This window comes from Pigmentiphaga aceris (assembly GCF_008119665.1).
GTDB lineage: Bacteria > Pseudomonadota > Gammaproteobacteria > Burkholderiales > Burkholderiaceae_B > Pigmentiphaga > Pigmentiphaga aceris.
This window is the reverse complement of the sequence record NZ_CP043046.1, coordinates 5264546-5286205: the sequence shown is the minus strand read 5'-3', so window position 1 is coordinate 5286205 and position 21660 is coordinate 5264546. Positions and strand designations below refer to the sequence as shown.

Sequence of the window (21660 nt, the reverse complement as noted above, 5' to 3'; positions counted from 1 at the left end):
GACGATGAGCGCGCGCGGCAAAATGGCCTATGCGCGCATGAATTCGGAAAATCCCGCCAGAGTCTCACGCACCCCGCAGGTCACGTCAAATCGTGATATTTCGTTATACGGAATTTGTGTGCAGCAATCCGTAATCGGCACTTCGGTATCATGCCCCGGTCCCTAGAATCCGACCAACAGGCTTGACCTCATGCTCGTGCACCCCCAGTTCGATCCCATCGCGCTCCAGTTAGGGCCGATTGCCATCCGTTGGTACGGTTTGATGTACCTGATCGCCTTTGCGCTGGTGTGGTTGCTTGGCCGCTGGCGCATCGCCAAGGGCAATGCGATCCTGACCGTACGCGATCTGGACGACCTGCTGTTCTACGGCATTCTGGGTGTGGTGCTGGGCGGGCGGCTGGGTTATGTGCTGTTCTACAAGCCCGGGTATTACCTGAGCCATCCTGTGGAGATTTTTTACGTCTGGCAGGGGGGCATGGCCTTCCACGGCGGCCTGATCGGCGTGTTGCTGGTCATCTGGCTGTTCGGGCGCAGCCGTGGCTGGAAATTCCTGGAAGTCGGCGATTTTCTGGCTCCGCTGATTCCGCTGGGCCTGGCCGCTGGCCGCATGGGCAACTTCATCAACGGCGAACTGTGGGGCCGGGCCACCGATCTGCCCTGGGGCATGGTGTTTCCGCAGGCTGGCGACACGATCGCACGTCATCCGTCGCAGCTGTACCAGTTCGCGCTGGAAGGCATGCTGCTGTTCGTGATCCTGTGGGCGTTCTCGTCCAAGCCGCGTCCGGTAGGACAAGTCAGCGGCCTGTTCCTGATCGGTTACGGCCTGTTCCGATTCCTGGCCGAATTCGCCCGTGAACCGGACAACTTCCTGGGCTTCCTGGCGGGTGGTCTGACGATGGGTCAATACTTGTCGCTGCCGATGATCGTGATCGGCATCGTGATGTTCAAGATGGCGCGTGGCAAACCGCTGGACTCGCAGGAAATCGCAGCGCGCCGGGCGCGGCTGGCTGCGCAAGGCTGAGGCAGGGCAGGCTGGCCACGGATCGATTGAATCCGTGGCTACCTGAACTGGAAGGCTGCAGATTGCGCGCAATGCAAAACGGACGATGTGCCAGGTAGGCGCATCGTCCGTTTTTTCATGCCGGAGCCCGCATCATGCCGGGCTTGGGCACATCACCAGATTTACTTCGTCACCAGTTTCACCGTGCCGGTCACCGACACCGTCACTTCCGCCTGGCCACCGGCGATCTCGACCGGCGAGGACTTGCTCATCGATGCCGCGCGCATCATCATCGGCTGGGGGCGCGAGACCACGCCGCTGCCGCTCAGGCCCAGGGTGGCCACGGTGTAGTCCGCGAAGCCGAAGGCCTGCACGGCGTTCTTGGCGCGTTCACGGAACGCGTTGGCGGCCTCGACCAGCAGCTTGGCTTCTTCCGCCTGACGCGCCTGATCCGACAGCGAGAACGAGATGCCGGTGACCGCCATGCGGGAGCCCAGCGTACCGGTCAGGGCAGACGTGGCTTCGAAGTCGCGGGACTCCAGCACCACTTCGGCACGGCCGCGCCATGCGCTGATCTTGCCCTTGTCGTCGGTGGTCGGATAGACCTGATAACCGCCGTTGCGCGCCGTCACTCCCGCCTTGCCGCGTGCGTCGTCAAGCGTTGCCTTCAACACCTTGTTCAGCGCGGCGGACACGCTGGCGGCATCGGCTGCCTCGGTTTCATAGGCCATCGTCACCTGAACCGTGTCCTGGGCGACTTCGCTGCGGGCCGCTGCATCCAATGTCAGCGTAGGCAGGCGCGGCTCACGCATTTCTGCGTGACGGCCCGGAGGTGGCGCAGGGCGGTCCTGCGCCAGAACCGGGGCGGCCGACATGGCAAGCAGAACGCCTGCACCCAGCAGGCTCAGGCGGGAAGAGAAGGCCGGGCGGGCACTGCGGCTAAACGAAAAGCTCATGAATGTTCCTTGTTAAGGCAGGCCGAGCGCCGTGGGGGCATGTCGAACGGCCTGCATATCTGCAGTAGACCAAAGCAAATGGGCTTGTGCCGCGTCAGCGTGTTGCTGGTCTGACCAGCTGTAACCAACGACTGGTTATGGCAAGTTCAAAAAGCATCAGGCGTTGTCTGCAGCAAATCAAAAAACTGTGCGTCAAGTGTGGATTTCCTGAACAGAAGCTTAAAAATTTGGTGATAGTTTGCTACGATTATGCGAATCGTTCTTGTTTGCATTAGAGCGAAGCGTCGCCCGACGGTGTTTTCCCCGCCGGCTCATTCTTCTCCCGTTGATGTTGTCGCAGGCCTTTCCGACTGCGCAGCGCGGGCTGCTTTGCAGGACTTCATGACTTCCGCCAACCGTCTTCCCAATCGCGTGCATTACGCGCGCCTGGCCGTACTGTGCGCGCTCAGCGCTTCTTTCTCTGTCCACGCCCAGGCTCCCGCCACACCCGTGCGTGCCCTGGAATCCGTCGAGGTGCTGGGCACTGCAGAGGAAGAGATCAAGCAAGCTCCTGGTTCATCGATCATTACTGCCGAAGACATCCGCAAGCGTCCGCCGGCCAATGATCTGTCCGACATCATCCGCACCATGCCCGGCGTGAATCTGACCGGCAACAGCTCGTCCGGCCAGCGCGGCAATAACCGCCAGATCGATCTGCGCGGCATGGGCCCGGAAAACACCTTGATCCTGATCGACGGCAAGCCCGTCGGTTCGCGCAACTCGGTGCGCTACGGCTGGCGCGGTGAACGCGACACACGTGGTGACACCAACTGGGTACCGGCCGAAGAAGTCGAACGCATCGAAGTCATTCGCGGCCCGGCTGCGGCCCGTTATGGTTCCGGCGCAGCAGGCGGTGTGGTGAACATCATCACGCGTCGTCCCACCGACAAGCTCAGCGGCTCGGTGACGGTCTACGGCAACATGCATCAGCATTCGGAAGAAGGCGACACCCGTCGCATGAACTTCAACCTGAGCGGCCCGCTGACAGACGCGCTGACTTTCCGCGTGTACGGCAATCTCAGCAAGACCGACAGTGATTCGCCCAGCATCAACATTCGCCCCGACACCCCTGCTGGCACGCTGCCGGCTGGTCGTGAGGGTGTGCGCAACCGCGACATCAATACCTTGCTGTCGTGGAAGCTGACTCCGAATCAGACGCTTGATTTAGAAGCAGGCTTCAGCCGCCAAGGCAACATCTATGCTGGCGACTCGCAGAACGGCAACAGCAGTGCCCTGACGCGAGCGCTGGCTGCTCAAGGCTCTGAAACCAACCGCATGTATCGCCAGAACTACGCGCTGACCCACAAGGGTGATTGGTCCTTCGGCACCTCGCGTCTTGGTCTGCAGCTTGAAAAAACGGACAACACGCGTTTGCGCGAAGGCTTGGGCGGATCGATCGAAGGCCAGATCAACACCAGCGAATTCGGCACCAGCCAACTTGAGAACTATCGTCTGTTCGGTGACCTGAGCATGCCCGTGCGTGGCCGCTTCAATCAGGTGATCACGGTCGGTGGTGAATGGGGCAATGAACGCCTGGATGATCCGGTCACCACGTTGTTGGGCACTGGTTCCGGCACCACCGTCATTCCGGGCACGACTGCAAACCCGCTTGATCGCAACCCCGTCGCGCGTGCGCGTACGGCGGCCTTGTTTGCCGAAGACAACATCGAAGTGATGTCCGGCACCATCCTGACCCCGGGTCTGCGTCTGGATCACCACGATGAATTCGGGTCCAACTGGAGCCCGAGCCTGAACGCGTCGCATCAGCTGACCGACACCTTGTCGATCAAGGGCGGCATTGCGCGTGCGTACAAGGCACCGAACCTGTATCAGTCGAACCCGAATTACCTGCTGTTCACGATGGGTAACGGTTGCCCGATCCAGATCGCCAGCGGTGGCTGCTATCTGGTCGGCAACCCCGATCTGAGCCCGGAAATCAGCGTCAACAAGGAAATCGGCCTGGCGTGGGAATCGAACGGCTACAGTGCCGGCGCAACCTACTTCCGCAACGACTACCGCAACAAGATTGTTTCCGGCACATCGATCTACCGCTTCAGCGGTGGCCAGAACGTGTTGCAGTGGACCAATTCCGGCAAGGCGCTGGTCGAAGGTCTGGAAGGCAATCTGCTGGTGCCGCTGACCAGCAGCCTGAAGTGGAGCACCAACGCCACGTACATGCTCGAATCGAAGGACAAGACCACTGGCAACCCCTTGTCGCTGGTGCCGGAATACACGGTCAATTCTTCGCTCGACTGGCAGATCAATGGGCAGTGGTCGGCACAGTTGACCGCGACCTTCTACGGCGAACAAGAACCGCCGCGCTTTGTCGAAGCACGCGGCAGCATCGGCGGCGTGTCTCAGCAGAAGGTTGACCCGTATGCCTTGTGGGGCGTGAGCACGGGTTACGAGTTCAATCGCAATCTGCGCATGCGTGTCGGTATTTCGAATCTGTTCGACAAGCGTCAATTCCGTGAAGGGAATTCGGCAGGCTCGGGCGCGGCGACCTACAATGAACCCGGACGCATGATCTATGCGACGGTAACGTCGTCATTCTGATCGCGGGCAAGCCATGACCGGCGGGAAATTCCTTTGAATCGACTGCCGGCCACGCTTGTCATCTGCCTGATCTGATCGCGTCCGGGCATTGCCCGACGCTGGTCCGATTTGAGCACTGTCGTTTGCTTGCAGCGCGGCGCGTCCCTTGATGGGGCGCGCCGCGTTGTCGTTTCCGGTTTCTGAAAGAGAGAAAAGCCATGTTGGTCCAGCCGCCCCCCGGTATGTCTCGCGACGGTTTCAGCGAGGGGGCTCGCGATGGAAGTCGAGGACAAGCCCCTGACGGTGCGCGTGCGGGTGCTGCTACGGGTGCTGCCGCAGGTGCTGCATCAGGTAATCCGCCTGGCATCGTGCGGGGCGATGGCGCGGCTGCAGCACAGCCAGCGCTGCAACCGTTCAAACAGCCGCAGGCGGGTGGTGTGCCTGGGGCGGCCGGTGCTGCCGGTGCATCCAACACGACCGACGCCCCCGGCTATGTCGATGACATCAGCTACCTGAGCCTGTTCCACCGCCATGCCACGCCGGCCTGGCTGCATTTCGTCGCGGGTGCGCTGGGTTATGCGGCACCTGATCCGGCTGCTGCCTTGCGTTGGTGTGAACTGGGCTGCGGGCCGGGTTACGGAACGGTGCTGACGGCTGCTGCCTATCCCAAGGGGCGTTTTGTCGGCGTCGATTTCAATGCGGCGCACATCAAGCAGGCAAGGGCTTTGGCGACCGAGGCCGATGTCACCAATGTCCGCTTTCTTGAGCGCGACTTGCAGTCCTTGGTGGGCGTCTCTGCACGAAGTGCGCAGGCGTCATCAGGGGCCGGCCGGAATACCGCGGTTCCAGGTACACCAGTTCCAGGTACGACAGCCCCCAGCCCGGATCGTGATACCTCGGACCTGAGCCGCGATGCCGATTTCGTCGAAGGCTTTGACTTCATCTCGGTCGTGGGGGTCTACGCCTGGGTGTCAGATGAAGACCGCGACGCTATTCTGCGTTTCGTGGCCCGTTTCCTGAAGCCGGGCGGCATGCTGTATTTGACCTATTCCTGCCACCCGGGCATGTCCTGGTTCGTGGGCATGCAGCGCCTGCTGGCCGACTACGCCGCCACGGTGTCGGGGTCTTCGTCGGAAAAGGTCATCGCTGCGCTGCGTTTCCTGAAAGAACTGGGCAGCGCCGAAGGCAGCCTGCTGGCCGAACACCCGGCGCAGCTGAAGGAAATCGCGCGTGCGTTGGAAAGCGATCCGCGTTACCTGGCGCACGAGTTCATGGCTCCTCACTGGGCACCGCAGCATGTGGGCGATGTGATCGGTGACTTGGCCAAGGTGGATTGCACCTGGCTGGGCAGCGCGCAGCCGGGCGACAACATCGACGAATTCGCGATCGCCCCTGCGCTGCGTCCCTTGCTGGCATCCTTGCCGCACGGTGCGCTGCGCGAGACTGCCCGTGCGCTGGCTGCCCGGCAGTCGATGCGCCACGACATCTTCCTGCGGCATGCCAAGCCCTTGTCTGCCGACGCGCACCGGCACGTGCTGATGGCGCAGAAGCTGATTGGCATACCAGGCAAAGCCAATGCCTTGCTCACCAACCCCGATGCCCGCCTGCGGCCCCATGCGCCTTGGGGGGCGGCGCTGGCACCGGCCCTGCAAGTGCTGAGCATGCAAGGGCCGCAGTCCTTTGCGCAAATGGCCCGTCATGCCACGTTTGCGCCGCGTGTCGGCATCTTGAATCCGGTGTTCCAGCTGCTGGTCGATGCGGGCGTTGCACACCCCATGCTGCTGACCAGCATCAATTCCCGACGTGCCCAGTCCTTCAACCTGGCGATCACCGGGGCGGTATTGCGCGGGGAGGGTTACGGGTGGCTGGCGGCACCGGCCATCGGCTCGGCGATCAGTGTCGAGCCGTGGTTGATGGCACTTGCCAATGCCTTGCTGACCTCACCTGCGCTGCGCTGGGATGCGTTGCTGCAGGCGGTGGGTGCGCGCTTGGATGGCCTGCGTGCGTTGCCGGGTCGGGGTCAGGCGCTGGCGTCTGGCCTGCCCAGCGCCAATGCGCTGTCGGATGCGCTGCGGGATGCCATGCGCAATGTCGTGCCCGTCTGGCGCACCTTGGGCGTGATTGCGGGGTAGGGCGCGCGGCGCGGGGACCCGTCAGGTTCCTCGCATCATCATGGCACTGGTCGACATGACATTCGACCAAACCCACAAATGGAAACAGTAACGGAAACGGCCTCTTGCTTGTCAGCAAGAGGCCGTTGAATAAATCCCCGCCTGTGTCGTTTGGCCGGCATCCTGAACCTGAGTTCAAGTTGGCTCCAGTCAACCTGACATTGGGCTCATCTGACAGAGAGACGAGCACGCCTGCCGAGTGATATTCCGAAACCTATGCCGAGGCATTGGTGCAGGAAATATAAGGCCAGTAGCGAACACTGCAGGGAAAGCTAATCTTATCAGAACAGCTTCTCTTGAGGTTCCATTGCCTGGTCGAGAAGTGAATTCATTTCGTCGATTCTACGCTTGTACTCACCCACTGCAAGCGCGCCAAGCGGACCATCCGGTGACCGAATGTTCAACAGTTCGCCCGCCATCTGAATGGCGGCCATGACGGCAATGCGCTCGGTGCCCAGCATTTTTCCCGAAGTCTTGATCTGCTGCATGCGTTCGTCCACATAACGCACGGCCGCTTCAAGCTTCGGTTTTTCCTCGGGGGGGACCATCAGCGAGTAATCGCGCCCGAGGATATTGGCGTCAATGCGTTCCATGCGCGCTCCGATCAAGCAGGTCATCGGTGACCGACTCGGTCTCTTCAGGTTCCGTCGGCTGCAAGGCCGGCAACCGGTCGAGCATAAGGTTGACCTGGGTATAGGCTTCGGTCAGCGCCCCGCGCAGGCGCAGGATCTCCGCGTCGCGCGCAGCCACTTCAGCGCGCAGCGCCTGGTTGTCCGTGCGTACCGCCTGTACGTGAAGGGCGAGGTCGCTGATGCGACTCGCGAGATGATCGAGGTCTTCAAGCATGGGCGCCATCGTAATCGATCTGCTTTGCAGACGTGGGGACTTGTTACTACTCGTAGTGCTCGCCGGCGGCCCGCAGCGCGGGCCTGCCGCACACTCAGAGCTCCAGATTGTCGATCAGACGGGTCGCGCCCAGACGGGCGGCGGCCAGTGCAACCAGCGGCGTACCGGCTTGCACATCGTCGCCAACGGGCACTTGCAGATCGGAACGGCGGCGCACCGAGATGTAGTCCACGTCCCAGCCGCGCCCGTTCAACGCAGCCGTCGCTGCGTGTTCCAGCTGTGCCGGATCGATGTCGCCGGATTTCAGTCGAGCCTGCAAGGCTTGCAGTTCCGCATACAGTTGCGGTGCTTCGGCGCGTTCAGCCTCGGTCAGGTACATGTTGCGCGAGGACAGCGCCAGGCCGTCACTGGCGCGCACGGTTTCATGCGGCACGATCTCGACCGGCAACTGGAACTGGCGGCACATGGCGCGCACGATCATCAGTTGCTGGTAGTCCTTCTTGCCGAACACGGCCACGCGCGGCTGTACACAGGACAGCAGCTTCAACACGACCGTGGACACGCCCGTGAAGAAGCCCGGGCGGAATTCACCTTCCAGCGCATTGCCCAGGCCGTCAGGCGTCTGCACCCGGTAGCTTTGCTGCTCGGGGTACATCTCTTTTTCGTCCGGGGCGAACAGCACGTAGACGTTGCGGTCGCGTTCGAGCTTTTCGATGTCGGCCGCCAGCGTGCGCGGATAGCGGTCGAAGTCTTCGTTCGGGCCGAACTGCATGCGATTGACGAAGATGCTGGCCACCACCGGATCACCGTGCTGGCGCGCGAGTTTCATCAAGGCCAGATGGCCCTCATGCAGATTGCCCATGGTGGGCACGAACGAGACACGCAACTGCCCGCGCAACTGGTCGCGCAGTTCTTCGATAGTGTGGACAACCTTCATGCGGTATCCGTAAAAAAGTCAGCGTATGGACGGGTCAGGTCGCCGTGTAGGCAAGCCGGACGTAAATGGGGGCGTAAGGCTCGCCCTGGGTGATGTCGAGCAGCGACTCACGCGCCAATTCGAGCATCGCAATGAAGTGCACTACGATCACCGCCGGGCCGGCCCCTTCGCGCACGCGTTCCATGAACAGTTCGGTGAACTCCATGAAGCGCACCCCCTGCAGACGACGCAGGATCTGGCTCATGTGATCACGGACCGACAGGGTTTCCCGGGTGATCTTGTGGTGCGCATTGAGCTTGGCGCGACCAATGATATCGGCCCAGGCAGCACGCAAGATGTCCACATTGACTTCGGGTAGCGGACGTTCGGTAGTCAGGTCAGGGTGGACCTGGCTGCGCATGAAATCCCGGCCGTATTGCGGTATGCGATCGATTTCCCGAGCGGCCAGCTTGATGCGTTCGTATTCCAGCAGTCGGCGCACCAGTTCGGCACGCGGATCTTCCGGCTCTTCGTCGGCATTGGCTTTCTTGACCGGCAACAGCATGCGCGACTTGATCTCGATCAGCAGCGCGGCCATCAGCAGATATTCGGCGGCCAGTTCAAGATTGTGTTCGCGGATCTGGTCGATGTAGGACAGGTACTGCCTGGTGACCTGCGCCATCGGGATATCGAGAACATTGAAGTTCTGCTTGCGGATCAGGTACAGCAGCAGATCCAGCGGACCTTCGAAGGTCTCAAGAAAGACCTCAAGCGCGTCGGGCGGGATGTACAGATCGGTCGGTATGGCAAACAGCGGTTCGCCATACAGACGCGCGAGCGCCACGCCGTCCACCACGTTGGCCGTGGAATCGACAGGCGGTTGCGCAAGCGCCGTCAGGTCTTGCGACGGCTGCCTGGTCCCGCGTGCGGCCACGTGTTCAGCTTTCGGTCTGGTAGACGTACGGGCGTTGCTGGACGCGGCCGTCACGGAAGCCGTCTTCGAGTTCGGAATTCAGGGTCTTGTCCCACAGGCGACCACGGCCTTCGCGCTGCTCGGCTTCGAGCGTCGGGCGCTGTTCCTTCAGGTCTTTCAGGAAGTTGGTGATTTCGGATTCGTAGTTGTTGATCATGGGGTGCCTGCTGATCGTGATCGAGGATGCCGCGCACCGGGAGGGGTCCCGAGTGCGCGCAGTGTAACGCCAGTTGTGGATCAGCCGACGCGCATGCCGGGCTGGGCCCCGACAACAGGTTCCAACACGTAGATTCCGCCGTCTACCTTGCCATCGGCGTGGCTGGCAGCCAACACCATGCCCTCGGAAATGCCGAATTTCATCTTGCGCGGTGCCAGGTTGGCGACCATGACTGTCAGCTTGCCGATCAGGTCTTCCGGCTTGTATGCCGACTGAATGCCCGAGAACACGTTGCGCAAGCGGCCTTCGCCCACGTCCAGGCTCAGTTGCAGCAGCTTGGTCGAACCTTCCACCAGTTTGCAGTCGACGATGCGCGCAATGCGCAGGTCGAGCTTGGCGAAATCGTCGATGTTGATGGTGGGCGCGATGGCCTCACCGCCGGGCAGTGCGGCCGGTGCTTCTTCAACGGCCGGTTCGGCAGCGGCAGGTGCTTCGAACAGCGCATCCAGCAGCTTGGGATCGACCCGTTGCATCAGGTGTTGGTAGGCAGCAATCTTGGTCGGCAGAACACCGGCGTCGGCCCAGACGAAGGTGCGGTCAAGCTGGAACAGCTCGGTGGCCACACGCTTGGTCAGCGCCGGCAGCACTGGCGACAGCATCACCGACAAGGCCTTGAAGCTGGCGATGGCACGCGAGCACACGGTTTGCAGCGCTTCACGCTGGGCCGGCTCGGTCGACTTGGCCAGCACCCACGGTTGGGCGGTATCGAAGGCCTGATTGACCTGGTCGGCATACGCCATGATTTCGCGGATCGCCTGGCCGTAGCCGCGTGCGTCCAGCAGTTCGGCCACGCGGTTGGCGGTGTCCTGCAGTTGCTGGGCGAACGCGCCGTCTGCATCCTTGCAGTCCAGCGCACCGTCGAAGTGGCGCGAAATGAAGGTGGCAGCGCGGCTGGCAATATTCACGTACTTGCCGATCAGGTCGCTGTTCACGCGGGCGACAAAATCGTCCGGATTGAAGTCCACGTCTTCGACGTTCGGGTTCAGCTTGGCAGCGATGTAATAACGCAGCCATTCCGGGTTCATGCCGATGTCCAGATAGCGCAGCGGCGAAATGCCGGTGCCGCGGCTCTTGGACATCTTTTCGCCGCTGACTGTGATGAAGCCGTGCACGTTGATCGCGTCCGGCGTCTTGCGGCCGGCGAACTTCAGCATGGCGGGCCAGAACAGCGCGTGGAAATAGATGATGTCCTTGCCGATGAAGTGCACTTGCTCAGTAGAAGCATCAGGCGCAATCAGGGCATCGAAGTCCAGGCCGGTCTTGGCGCAATAGGACTTGAGCGAGGCCAGGTAACCGACCGGCGCGTCCAGCCACACGTAGAAGTACTTGCCCGGGGCGTCGGGAATCTCGATGCCGAAGTAGGGTGCATCGCGCGAGATGTCCCAGTCACCCAGCTGGCCGTCTTCACCCAGCCATTCGCGCGTTTTGGCGAAGACTTCGGATTGCAGGCGCGGCGCGCCGTTCGGGCGCTTGCCGGCCGTCCATTCCTTCAGGAATTCAACGCAGCGCGGGTCCGACAGTTTGAAGAAGTAGTGTTCCGATTCCTTCAGCACCGGCGTGGCACCGGTCAAGGTCGAGTACGGGTTCTTCAAGTCGGTGGGCGAGTACACCGCACCACAGACCTCGCAGGAATCGCCGTACTGGTCCTTGGCGGCACACTTGGGGCACTCGCCCTTGATGTAGCGGTCGGCCAGGAACATGCCCTTGACCGGGTCGTAGAACTGCTCGATCACGCGGGTAGTGATCAGCCCCGCCGCCTTCAGGCTGCGGTAGATGGACTGCGACAGCTCGGTGTTTTCGTCCGAATCGGTCGAATGCCAGTGATCGAACTCGATATTGAAGCCGTTCAGGTACTGCGGGCGCTCGGCGGCGATGCGCGCGACGAGTTCCTTGGGCGTGATGCCTTCGCTTTCCGCCTTCAGCATGATCGGCGCACCGTGCGCGTCGTCTGCACCCACGAAATGCACGGTGTGACCCTGCATTCGCGTGGCACGCACCCAGATATCGGCCTGGATGTACTCCATGATGTGGCCGATGTGGAACGAGCCGTTGGCGTAGGGCAGTGCGGTGGTGACGAAGATCGTACGCGGCATGGTGGAAGGAATCGTTACGAAGCAGAACCCACGATTCTAGTCTGCCGCGCGATTAATCGCGCGCCGGTCGTGTCTGGATAGCAATCCAAAGGCTGATTTGCTGCCGCCGTCCTTTCCGACAGGACGGCGGAAAGTCGCCAGATCAGCGGATTTCGCGGACTTCCACGTCGATGATGTCGCCACGGCCCGACACCGGGCGAGCGCTACCGACCGGCTGGTCGGCCTCCGGGCCACTTGCCCGGGTCTGGCCTGGGAAGCCCCAGCGCGCGGCCGTGGGGCGAAGAGCCCAGATCGCCTGGCCCAGGAAGGGCTTGCCGGTGATCTTGGCGCGCAAGTACAGGAAACCGATTACCAGCGCCGTGCCGAGCATGACGATGATCGCCAGCGTGAAACCAGCGATTGCCAGCGCGGCAAGGAGGGCGGTGCGGAAGATGGTCTGGATCATGTCAGTCATCATAAACAGAGTGGCGGGCGTCGCAAAGGTTCCCGGTGCATCGCGGGTGTAAACAAGCAAACCTGTCAGCAGACCTATTGCGTTTCCAGCAACCGGAATACCAAGGAGGCACCATCCTGGCTTTCCACCTGATTTGGTTTTTCCACCTGGTCAGCAGTCAAAGTGAGATCGGTCTTGCTTCCCCCGCACCACAGCTGGCAGGCAACTATGGTCTGGGGTGACGCGCCGTTCGTCTGATAGCTGTCGACCGGGATTCTGCCTGTCCTGTCCGGTGTGAATGCGACCTCGTAAGGCGCGAGCGTCAATGCAGCAATGTTCTCGCCCGAGCTATCCAGTTCCTCGATGATTTCTTCATGAATGGCAGGGGTCACGCCGTAGGTCAGCAACGCAGCTGGGTCTGCGTCTTTGATAGCTTGCAGCAGCGCTTCTGCCAGCTGGTAGGTCACTTTGCGGTCAACAGGCATCCCGCCTCTCTTTGGTAAGTAAATATTAGAGACCAAACCCTGTCGGGTGTTCGTTGGCGCGTGGCTGCTTGATAATCAGCGCGCGCCAAGCATAAAAGGTTTCGTCTGGGTGATACGTAGTGCGGGTACACACTTAGACGATAATTGCGCTCTGCCCACCCACCAAGGCATGACCCGATGAGCACGGAACCCAAGACCGAGGACGCCAATCGTCGTCCGATTGCTGCCCGCTCGCACCGCTGGGCCGGCCGCGCGGCAAGCTCGCTGGCCGCCGGCAACATCACCCCCAACCAGATTTCCGTCGCCAGTGCCGTGTTCGCTGCGGTTGGTGCCGCGCTGCTGGTGTGGGTACCGACCGTCTGGGCGCTGATCGCCTGCGCGGCGTGCATTCAGGCGCGCCTGATCTGCAACCTGCTTGATGGCATGGTTGCCATCGAGGGCGGCAAGAAATCCCCCGTGGGTGCGCTGTACAACGAGTTCCCCGACCGCGTGGCCGATTCGGTGCTGATCGTGGCACTGGGTTACGCGGCTGGCATGCCCTGGCTGGGTTGGCTGGGCGCGCTCGGTGCCGCGCTGACCGCCTATGTGCGCCTGTTCGGCGGGGCCATCGGCTTGGCGCAGGATTTTCGTGGCCCGTTTGCCAAGCAGCAGCGCATGGCCGTCATGACGGTGGCGTGCGTGATCGCTGCGGTAGAGCTTTGGTTCAACGGTACTCGTTGGGCCTTGCTGGTGGCTGCCGCCATCATTGCCGCAGGCAGCCTGATTACTTGCGGCACGCGCACCTGGGCGATTGCCCGCCAACTCAAGGACGTCTGACATGGCCTATCTGCTGATGTGGGTCGTGCGCCTGCTGGTTGGCGCGGTCGCCCGGTATGTGAATACCAAGCCCTATGAGGGGCAGTGCATTTATTTCGCCAATCACACCAGCCACGTCGATACCTTGGCGCTGTGGTCGGCATTGCCTACTGAATTGCGGCGCAAGACGCGCCCGGTGGCTGCGGCCGACTACTGGGGCAAGACGCCGCTGCGTCGTCATATTGCGCTCGATGGCCTGAATGCCGTGCTGATCGACCGCACCCGCACCTCGCCCGACGCCGATCCGCTTGGCCCTTTGAAAGCGGCGCTGGCGGCCGGTGACAGCCTGATCATCTTCCCCGAAGGCACCCGCACCGCGCAGCCGCTGCCCAGTGAGTTCAAGTCCGGCCTGTATCGCTTGGGCGAGGCTTTCCCCGACGTGGCCTTGATCCCCGTATACCTGGACAACCTGCATCGCAGCATGCCCAAGGGCAGTTTTGTGCCCGTGCCACTGATCTGCACCGTGCGTTTCGGTGCGCCGCTGGCGCGTATCGAGGGTGAATCGAAAGAAGACTTTCTGGTGCGTGCGCGCCAAGCCGTTGTGGACCTTGCATCATGAATCCAGAAACGAAATTCATGTATTTGATGGGCGTGGTGATGGGCATCCTGGTGCTCGCCTCGATCATCGGTGCCATCTTGCACAGGCGCGTCAAAAGCGACAGCGGCCGCGCCGTCGTCCTGAATCTGAACGCACGCATCCGCGCCTGGTGGGCGATGATCGCGATCTTCGCGGTGGCCTTCGGTGTTGGTCCGCTTGCCACGCTGATTCTGTTTGCGATGATCTCTTTCTTCGCACTGCGCGAATTCGTGACGCTTACGCCCACGCGGCCCGGTGATCACCGCGCGCTGGCGGTGGCGTTCTTCATCATGATCCCGCTTCAGTACTACACGATTGGCACCTCGTGGTATTCGATGTTCTCGCTGATGATCCCGGTGTACGGCTTCCTGTTGCTGCCATCCCTGAGCACGCTGACCCAGGACACCGAGCACTTCCTGGAACGCACCGCAAAAATCCAGTGGGCGGTGATGATCACCATCTACTGCATCAGCAGTGCCCCTGCCTTGTTGATGCTGAAGATTCCGGGCTACGAAGGCCAGAGCGCCTTGCTGCTGTTCTACCTGCTGCTGATCGTGCAGTTCAGCGACGTCATGCAGTACGTGGTGGGCAAGCTCTTTGGCAAGACCAAGCTTGCGCCGGTCATCAGCCCGTCGAAGACGGTGGAAGGCCTGATCGGCGGCGGCCTGGTTGCCGTGGCCGTGGGTACCTCGCTGTGGTGGCTGACCCCCTTCAGCCCGCTGGCGGCGGCGGGCATGTCGGCGGCCATTGTTGCCGCAGGTGCGTTGGGTGGGCTGGTCTTGTCGGCGGTCAAGCGCAGCCTGGGGGCGAAGGACTGGGGCACCATGATCGAAGGCCACGGCGGCACGCTGGACCGCATGGATTCGGTCAGCTTTGCCGCGCCGGTGTTCTTCCACCTGGTTCGCTACTTCTATACCTGAGTCTGACCCCCCCTGGCGTGAGGCCGCCGGGGGCGTCATGCGTCTCGCCACCGCGACATCCGCAGTTCCTGCGCACGTCCACAGCACCGGAAAGCTCGGCTTTGTTCAGGCTTTTGACCAAGCTTCGTTAATTCTGACCAAGCTTCGTTAACATATGGGCCTTCCCGGAATTCTGCTGGATTGTCTTTCCCCCATGTTGCGCCTGTCTGAAGTCTCTTTGCCGCTGGACCATTCCGAGTCCGCATTGCGCGATGCCATCCTGGCGCGCCTGGGCATCCCTGCGGGCGATCTGCTCGGATGGACCGTTTTCCGGCGCAGCTACGACGCGCGCAAGAAGTCGGCAATCGTCTTTGTGTACGCGCTGGATGTGGAATTGCGCGACGAGGCAGCGGTACTGAAGAAGATGCGCGGCGACCGCAATGTCGGCGCAACGCCCGACATGAGCTACAAGTTTGTCGCGCAGGCTCCTGCCAACCTGGAACACCGCCCGATCGTCATCGGCTCCGGCCCCTGTGGCATCTTTGCGGCGCTGATCCTGGCCCAGAGCGGATTCAAACCGATCATTCTGGAGCGCGGCAAGGCCGTGCGCGAACGCACCAAGGACACCTTCGGCCTGTGGCGCAAGGGTGAACTCAATCCCGAATCGAACGTGCAGTTCGGTGAAGGCGGTGCCGGCACCTTCTCGGACGGCAAGCTGTACAGCCAGATCAAAGACCCGCATCACTACGGTCGCAAGGTTTTGAACGAATTCGTCAAGGCCGATGCACCCGAAGAAATCCTGTACGTCAGCAAACCGCACATCGGTACCTTTCGCCTGGTGAAGATGGCCGAAATGATGCGCGAGACCATCGAATCGCTGGGCGGTGAATACCGCTTCGAGTGTCGGGTGGACGATGTGGAAATCGAAGACGGTCGCATCCGTGGCGTGGTGCTTGCCAGCGGCGAACGCCTGCGGGCCGATCACGTCGTGCTGGCCGTCGGTCACAGCGCCCGCGACACCTTCGAGATGCTGCACAAGCGCGGCGTGTTCGTCGAAGCCAAACCCTTCTCGATCGGTTTCCGCGTCGAACACCCGCAATCCCTGATCGACCAGTGTCGTTTCGGCCCCTTCGCCGGCCACCCCGAACTTGGCGCGGCCGACTACAAGCTGGTGCACCACGCCAACAACGGTCGTTCGGTCTACAGCTTCTGCATGTGCCCGGGTGGCACCGTCGTGGCGGCCACGTCTGAAGTCGGTCGTGTCGTCACCAACGGCATGAGCCAGTACTCGCGCAACGAACGCAACGCCAACAGCGGCATCGTGGTGGGTATCACCCCGGAGGATTTCCCCGGCTACCCCGAGAACCCGCTGGCCGGTATGGACTTCCAACGCCAGCTGGAATCGCATGCCTTCGAGCTTGGCGGCGGCACCTACGAAGCCCCTGGCCAACTGGTGGGCGACTTCATCAAGGGTCGCCCGTCCACTGCGCTTGGCAGCGTGCAGCCGTCGTATACCCCGGGCGTAAAACTTGGCTCGCTGGACAGCGCCTTGCCCGCCTACGCCATCGAAGCCATTCGCGAAGCCCTGCCGGCATTCGATCGTCAGATTCGTGGATTCTCGATGCACGATGCCGTGCTGACCGGGGTCGAAACGCGCAGCTCGTCGCCGATCCGCATCACCCGCAACAACGACGACCTGCAAAGTCGCAGCACGCGTGGCTTGTACCCCGCAGGCGAAGGCGCGGGCTACGCGGGCGGCATCTTCTCGGCGGCGGTGGATGGCATCCGCGTGGCCGAAGCCGTGGCATTGGCGATTACCGGCGGCACGCGGCCCGAATAAACGCGTCCTGTTGCTTGGCGCGCCCGGGTCGGGAATCGAGTCAGCTCGGTTTGCCGGCCCTTGCTAGGTCTGGGTGTTCGGCTTAGCGCCTGGGACCGTCCGGGTCGGCGTCGCATACCGCGTCTGCTGCAGGTAGTCGTGGGCTTGTTCGTAGCCTGCATCGGCTGCCCGGCGCAGCAGGCGCAGGCCTTCGCCAAGATCTTTTGTCATTCCCAGACCTTCGAACTGGGCGCGGCCCAGCAGGAAGTTGGTGCCGGCATGGTCGTAGACGCTTGATGCGCGCAGCAGGCCGATCGCCTTGCGGTGATCCTCCATCAGATCGACGCCATACCAGTAGCCGACAGCCAGGTTGTAAGCACCCTTGTGGTCACCGGCGAGCGCCGCGCGGCGGTACCAGTAAATAGCGCGCAAAGGACTTTTGCGCACCCCTGTACCCTTGGAATACGCGTAGCCCAAAGACACCAGTGCATTGCCGTCGTGGCGGCACGCGCCCGCCTTGAACCACTTCACGGCAGCAGCCGGATCTGCGACCAGACCACCCCGGCCATGGTTGTGGAAATGGCCAAGATTGTTCATGGCTACACCGCAGCCGGCTGCGGCTGCGCGTTCAAAGTACATGCGCGCCTGTTCCATATCTTGCGGCAGCCCATCGCCGTGCTGGTGCATGCTGCCCAGATTGTTAAGCGCATCGCCATCTTCCTGCTCCGCAGCCAGCCGATACCACTTGATGGCGGCATTCAGGTTCTTTCTGACGCCATACGAGCCTTGGTCATACATGTCGCCCAGCACATAAGCCGCCTTGGCGTCGCCCCCTTCAGCGCGTTGCTGCAAGGTCTGCGCGCCAAGCTGATACAGGTGGTCCCACGGCTTGCCTGGCAGCGGCTTGCGCATCATGCGTTCAAACACCCGGTCCGCCCAGGTATTGAGCCATCGTCCAACCACGCTCGTCGCCATGAACGCCCCTACGACCCTGTGGTGAGGCGGAACGTGTAAGTCGTCTCGCCCTGACTGTCCACTGTCGGCTCGCACGTGCCCTTGCCGCGCTGAAGCCCCGCACCGTCATAGCAGCGCTCAAGCGCCGCCATTCTGCGATATTCCTGATCCAGCTCGATCTTTTCCTTTTCCCACTGCACGACCATGGTCTGCCACGTCTGCGCATCATGCGTGCAGACGCTGGTAGCCGACCGCATCGCGCAGGTCATCGCCATCCCATTGATCGGGTCAGCCACCCCCGCCAGCACACGTGCCGAACGTTCATTGGTATCAGGCGCGATGATGTGGAAAACCTGAATGCCCGCAGTCGGCATTCCCTTGAACCCCACCTTCATCTCCTCGCCCAGATTGGTGTTTGAATCCACACCACCAATCGTCAAGATCCGCACACTGCGCTCAGCAGCGGGAATCTTCTCATCGGGATGCGGCTTGAACCGGAACGTGAAATTTCCCCTGCCTTCCGGATACAAAAACTGCACATCCGCATACTGCTTGTCCACCACTACCGTCATGCGTTTGCCATCAGGCGCAATCGGCTTCAAGTCGCCAGGCGGCGCAATCACCACATTGTCCGCCGCCAGCACCTCACGCCACCGCGCCTGCGACACCGGCAACGGATTGACCTTCACCGCCCCACCACGCGCCCAAATCTCGCCCGACAAATAAATCGTGACATCAGCCTGAACCTTCTGCGCCGCACTGTCCTTGCAGCCCAACAGCACCAACGGCACACCAACGCACAAGGGAAGAATCGCGTATCGAAACGACATGCACCGCATCCTGTTCAGTCGTGTCCGCCGACACCAAGGCCGAACCAAGGTCGACAAGCACAGCGGTTTGCAGGAGGACCGCCTCAGCAATCCCGTGGCCGCCGATCCTACCGTCATCGACGCCCACGCGGCGCTTACGCCTGTTACTGATCCATTCCGCCACCCCCAGCGAAGCTCGTCAAGTCATGTCACTCCGAGGCGACGGCAATGCCACCAGCCGGGCGCATAGGGCCCGCCGGATTTGGGTACGTTCGCGGGGAGGCAAGGGAGCGCATGTTTGAGCGGGACGCTTGTGAACAAGCCGGGGGCTTGTTCACCCCGCGAGTTCGCGACCGCCCCGCGAACGTACTCAAATCCGGGAAGTCCTGGCGCAGCCAGGACCGGAGCCCTCAGCGCCCGGCTGGTGGCATTGTCGACGCCGCCTACAGAACAAACAGACAAGGCAAGAAAAAACCTTACCCCATCAACACCTCATCCTCAGGCAACTTAGTAGCCATCAACCGATCCACCCGATTCCCATCCATATCAACGACTTCCAGGCGCCACCCCTCCCAATCCACATACTCCCCCGTCTTCGGAATCCGCCCCAACACCCACATCACCATCCCCGCCAGCGTGTGATAGTCCTCCCCCGACTCCCCAGGCAGCTTGCGCAAACCAAGACGATCCTGCAGATCACCCACATCGATCATTCCGTCCAACAGCCAAGACCCATCAGCCCGCTGCACCGCCGGCAAATCCTCCAGCCCCGCCACCGTCGTGTGCACCTCACCGACAATCGCCTCCAGCACATCACGCAGCGTCACCAGGCCCTGCACATCACCGTACTCATCCACCACCAGCGCGATCTGCACCCGCGCATCGCGGAAATTTTCCACCAGCTCACTACCCGTCAGCGTCTCCGGCACGTACAGCGCAGGCGTCAGGCACGATTGCAGATCCAGCCGGGTGCCCGTCATCGCCTGCGCCAGCAAATCCTTGGCGCGCACAAAACCCACCACATTGGAAAAGTCCCCACGTACCACCGGGAAACGAGAATGGTGCGATTCCTCGATGCGCGCCATCGTCTGTTCAAGCGGCTGATCGACATCCAGCACCACCACATCGGCACGCGGCACCATCAGCGAAGACAGCTTGCGCTCGTCCAGACGGAACACATTGCGCACCATCTGCTGTTCCGACTGCCCAAAAATGCCGGCGGTCGTGCCTTGCGCCATCAACACCTGAATTTCTTCCTCGGTAATCACCGGGTCCTGCGATTCCCGCGCGCCCATCAGGCGCAACAGTCCGTCAGTGATCAGGCCCAGCAGCTTCACCAGCGGCGTCGATATCCAGGAAAGCAGGCGCATCGGCAAGGCAACCACGCGCGCGATGCCTTCGGGATTCATCAGGCCAAGGCGCTTGGGTACCAATTCGCCCACCACGATCGACGTGACCGTAATGCCGACCACGACGACAGCCAGCGCAACGCCATTGGCCCACGGGGCAATGACCGTCACATGCTGGCGCAGCCATTCGGCAAACGGGGCGGCCAGCGCGTCTTCGCCCACCACGCCGATCAGAATGCCGATCGAGGTAATGCCGATCTGGACAGTGGACAGGAAATGGGTGGGATTCTGAGCCAGCTCAAGCGCAGCGCGGGCGCGTGCATCGCCGTCATCGGCCAGTTGTTGAAGCCGTGCCTTGCGTGCGGTCAACACAGCAATTTCGCTCATCGCGAAAATGCCATTGAAGACAATCAGCGCGACCAGAACGAGGGGAAGCGTTAAATCCATGGTGTCGGATGCGTTCGGACAAACCCCGCAGGGTCCTGTCGAGCCGTGTAAATGCAGGACTTGTGAGCATAACGGATACCGTTTGAGGCAACTTGCCCAAGTGGTATCCGCTATGCTTTAGCCCTTCGACCGCCCCAATGCGGTGCGGCCGGGAAGCGCTCGGTTGCCCAGCCGGGGCTTTACTGCGGAATTTTGTATGAGCCTTTCAGTCGAGCGGGTCCGTGAGGTGCTGCGCACCGTGGTTGACCCGAACACCGACCAGGACCTCGTCAGCGGCGGCTGCGTGAAGGATATCCAGGTTGGCGGTGGTGACGTCGGTGTTGCCATTGAACTCGGTTACCCGGCGCAATCGCAACTCGCGCCGATCCAGGCACAGGTTGAACAGGCGCTTGCAGCGGCGGGGGCCACCCGCAGCGTGGTCACTGTTCGCTGGAAAATCGTGGCCCATGCCGTGCAGCAAGGCGTGAAGCTGCTGCCCGGCGTGCGCAACATCATCGCCGTGGCTTCAGGCAAGGGTGGTGTGGGCAAAAGCACCACTGCCGTGAACCTGGCGCTGGCACTGGCTGCCGAAGGCGCGCGTGTCGGCATGCTGGACGCCGACATCTACGGTCCCAGCCAACCGACCATGCTCGGCATCACCGGCCGGCCCGAAAGCCTGGATGGCAAAACCCTGGAACCCATGGAAGGACACGGTCTGCAGGCCGCCTCCATCGGTTTCCTGATCGACACCGACACGCCAATGGTGTGGCGTGGCCCGATGGTCACGCAGGCGCTGGAACAACTGCTGCGCCAGACCAACTGGAAAGACCTGGACTATCTGATCGTCGACATGCCGCCGGGTACCGGCGACATTCAGCTGACGCTTGCCCAGAAGGTGCCGGTGACCGGTGCGGTGATCGTCACCACGCCGCAGGACATCGCGCTGCTGGATGCACGCAAGGGCGTGAAGATGTTCGAGAAGGTCGGCATCCCGATTCTGGGTGTGGTTGAAAACATGGCGGTTCACATCTGTTCGAACTGCGGCCATGCCGAGCACATCTTTGGCGAAGGCGGCGGTGAACGACTGGCCAAGGAATATGACATGCCTTATCTGGGTGGCTTGCCCCTGGACCTGGGCATTCGCCTGGACGCGGATTCCGGCCGACCGACGGTCGTTGCCGCGCCCGATGGCGAAATCGCTGCCGTTTATCGGACCATCGCCCGTCGCGTGGCTGTGCGGATTGCCGCGCGCGCCCGTGACATGACCAGCAAATTCCCCACGATCGTTGTACAGAACACGTGACTCTG

The 21660-nt window shown here is 61.9% G+C and carries 20 protein-coding genes; 8 read left to right on the top strand and 12 right to left on the bottom strand.

The genetic code is table 11. From position 1 onward, the window contains the following. Positions 1-190: 190 nt before the first annotated feature. Positions 191-1021 (top strand): prolipoprotein diacylglyceryl transferase, encoded by an 831-nt coding sequence (lgt, locus tag FXN63_RS22790; protein WP_148817818.1) that lies wholly within the window; start codon positions 191-193, stop codon positions 1019-1021. 161 nt (positions 1022-1182) lie between these two features. Here the strand turns inward: lgt and FXN63_RS22785 are convergent, their stop codons facing one another. After that, positions 1183-1956, bottom strand: coding sequence for an SIMPL domain-containing protein (locus tag FXN63_RS22785; RefSeq protein WP_148817817.1), 774 nt, complete (start codon positions 1954-1956; stop codon positions 1183-1185). A gap of 381 nt (positions 1957-2337) precedes the next feature. Here FXN63_RS22785 and FXN63_RS22780 point away from each other — a divergent pair, with 381 nt between their 5' ends. Together FXN63_RS22780 and FXN63_RS22775 are read left to right on the top strand one after the other, a co-directional pair. Next, a complete protein-coding gene (locus tag FXN63_RS22780) occupies positions 2338-4551 on the top strand; it encodes a FepA family TonB-dependent siderophore receptor (protein ID WP_148817816.1) in 2214 nt (737 codons plus the stop codon). A 221-nt stretch (positions 4552-4772) separates the two neighbouring features. Beyond that, the gene (locus FXN63_RS22775; RefSeq protein ID WP_148817815.1) at positions 4773-6662 is read left to right on the top strand and encodes a class I SAM-dependent methyltransferase; all 1890 of its coding nucleotides are present in this window, start codon (positions 4773-4775) and stop codon (positions 6660-6662) included. A gap of 320 nt (positions 6663-6982) precedes the next feature. Here FXN63_RS22775 and FXN63_RS22765 read toward each other — a convergent pair whose 3' ends face one another. From FXN63_RS22765 to FXN63_RS22730, 8 genes are all read right to left on the bottom strand, one after another. Then, positions 6983-7294, bottom strand: coding sequence for a cell division protein ZapA (locus FXN63_RS22765; protein WP_148817814.1), 312 nt, complete (start codon positions 7292-7294; stop codon positions 6983-6985). Then, positions 7281-7547, bottom strand: a complete 267-nt coding sequence (locus tag FXN63_RS22760) for a hypothetical protein (protein WP_148817813.1) — start codon at positions 7545-7547, stop codon at positions 7281-7283. Before FXN63_RS22760 ends, FXN63_RS22765 begins: the two co-directional genes overlap by 14 nt. Positions 7548-7641: 94 nt before the next feature. After that, complete coding sequence (panC, locus tag FXN63_RS22755; protein WP_148817812.1) at positions 7642-8484, bottom strand: pantoate--beta-alanine ligase; 843 nt, start codon at positions 8482-8484, stop codon at positions 7642-7644. A gap of 34 nt (positions 8485-8518) precedes the next feature. Beyond that, a complete protein-coding gene (locus FXN63_RS22750; protein ID WP_148817811.1) occupies positions 8519-9397 on the bottom strand; it encodes a segregation and condensation protein A in 879 nt (292 codons plus the stop codon). Positions 9398-9401: 4 nt separating this feature from the next. Beyond that, a complete protein-coding gene (locus FXN63_RS22745; protein ID WP_148817810.1) occupies positions 9402-9593 on the bottom strand; it encodes a DUF3460 family protein in 192 nt (63 codons plus the stop codon). Between the two features lie 80 nt (positions 9594-9673). Continuing rightward, positions 9674-11746 (bottom strand): methionine--tRNA ligase, encoded by a 2073-nt coding sequence (metG, locus tag FXN63_RS22740; protein ID WP_148817809.1) that lies wholly within the window; start codon positions 11744-11746, stop codon positions 9674-9676. A gap of 142 nt (positions 11747-11888) precedes the next feature. Beyond that, positions 11889-12191 carry a hypothetical protein gene (locus FXN63_RS22735; protein ID WP_246164946.1) on the bottom strand — a complete coding sequence of 101 codons (303 nt, stop codon included), beginning with the start codon at positions 12189-12191 and terminating at the stop codon, positions 11889-11891. Between the two features lie 83 nt (positions 12192-12274). Next, positions 12275-12664 carry a hypothetical protein gene (locus FXN63_RS22730; RefSeq protein ID WP_148817808.1) on the bottom strand — a complete coding sequence of 130 codons (390 nt, stop codon included), beginning with the start codon at positions 12662-12664 and terminating at the stop codon, positions 12275-12277. A gap of 177 nt (positions 12665-12841) precedes the next feature. On the opposite strand from FXN63_RS22730, the gene FXN63_RS22725 reads away from it, so the two are divergent. The 4 genes from FXN63_RS22725 to FXN63_RS22710 all read left to right on the top strand — a co-directional run bounded on the left by FXN63_RS22725 (position 12842) and on the right by FXN63_RS22710 (position 16835). Continuing rightward, complete coding sequence (locus FXN63_RS22725) at positions 12842-13480, top strand: CDP-alcohol phosphatidyltransferase family protein (protein ID WP_148817807.1); 639 nt, start codon at positions 12842-12844, stop codon at positions 13478-13480. 1 nt (position 13481) lies between these two features. Beyond that, positions 13482-14078, top strand: a complete 597-nt coding sequence (locus FXN63_RS22720) for a lysophospholipid acyltransferase family protein (RefSeq protein ID WP_148817806.1) — start codon at positions 13482-13484, stop codon at positions 14076-14078. Then, positions 14075-15016 (top strand): phosphatidate cytidylyltransferase, encoded by a 942-nt coding sequence (locus tag FXN63_RS22715; RefSeq protein ID WP_148817805.1) that lies wholly within the window; start codon positions 14075-14077, stop codon positions 15014-15016. Before FXN63_RS22720 ends, FXN63_RS22715 begins: the two co-directional genes overlap by 4 nt. A 193-nt stretch (positions 15017-15209) precedes the next feature. Beyond that, positions 15210-16835: an NAD(P)/FAD-dependent oxidoreductase gene (locus FXN63_RS22710; protein ID WP_148817804.1), complete on the top strand. Its 1626-nt coding sequence runs from the start codon at positions 15210-15212 to the stop codon at positions 16833-16835. Positions 16836-16898: 63 nt separating this feature from the next. On the opposite strand, the gene FXN63_RS22705 is transcribed toward FXN63_RS22710, so the two are convergent. The 3 genes from FXN63_RS22705 to FXN63_RS22695 form a co-directional block, all read right to left on the bottom strand. Beyond that, positions 16899-17789, bottom strand: coding sequence for a tetratricopeptide repeat protein (locus FXN63_RS22705; RefSeq protein ID WP_148817803.1), 891 nt, complete (start codon positions 17787-17789; stop codon positions 16899-16901). An 8-nt stretch (positions 17790-17797) separates the two neighbouring features. Further along, positions 17798-18553 carry a hypothetical protein gene (locus FXN63_RS22700; protein WP_148817802.1) on the bottom strand — a complete coding sequence of 252 codons (756 nt, stop codon included), beginning with the start codon at positions 18551-18553 and terminating at the stop codon, positions 17798-17800. Between the two features lie 500 nt (positions 18554-19053). Continuing rightward, complete coding sequence (locus FXN63_RS22695) at positions 19054-20373, bottom strand: hemolysin family protein (protein ID WP_148817801.1); 1320 nt, start codon at positions 20371-20373, stop codon at positions 19054-19056. Between the two features lie 196 nt (positions 20374-20569). Here FXN63_RS22695 and apbC point away from each other — a divergent pair, with 196 nt between their 5' ends. After that, positions 20570-21655 carry an iron-sulfur cluster carrier protein ApbC gene (gene apbC, locus FXN63_RS22690; RefSeq protein WP_148817800.1) on the top strand — a complete coding sequence of 362 codons (1086 nt, stop codon included), beginning with the start codon at positions 20570-20572 and terminating at the stop codon, positions 21653-21655. Positions 21656-21660 lie beyond the last annotated feature (5 nt).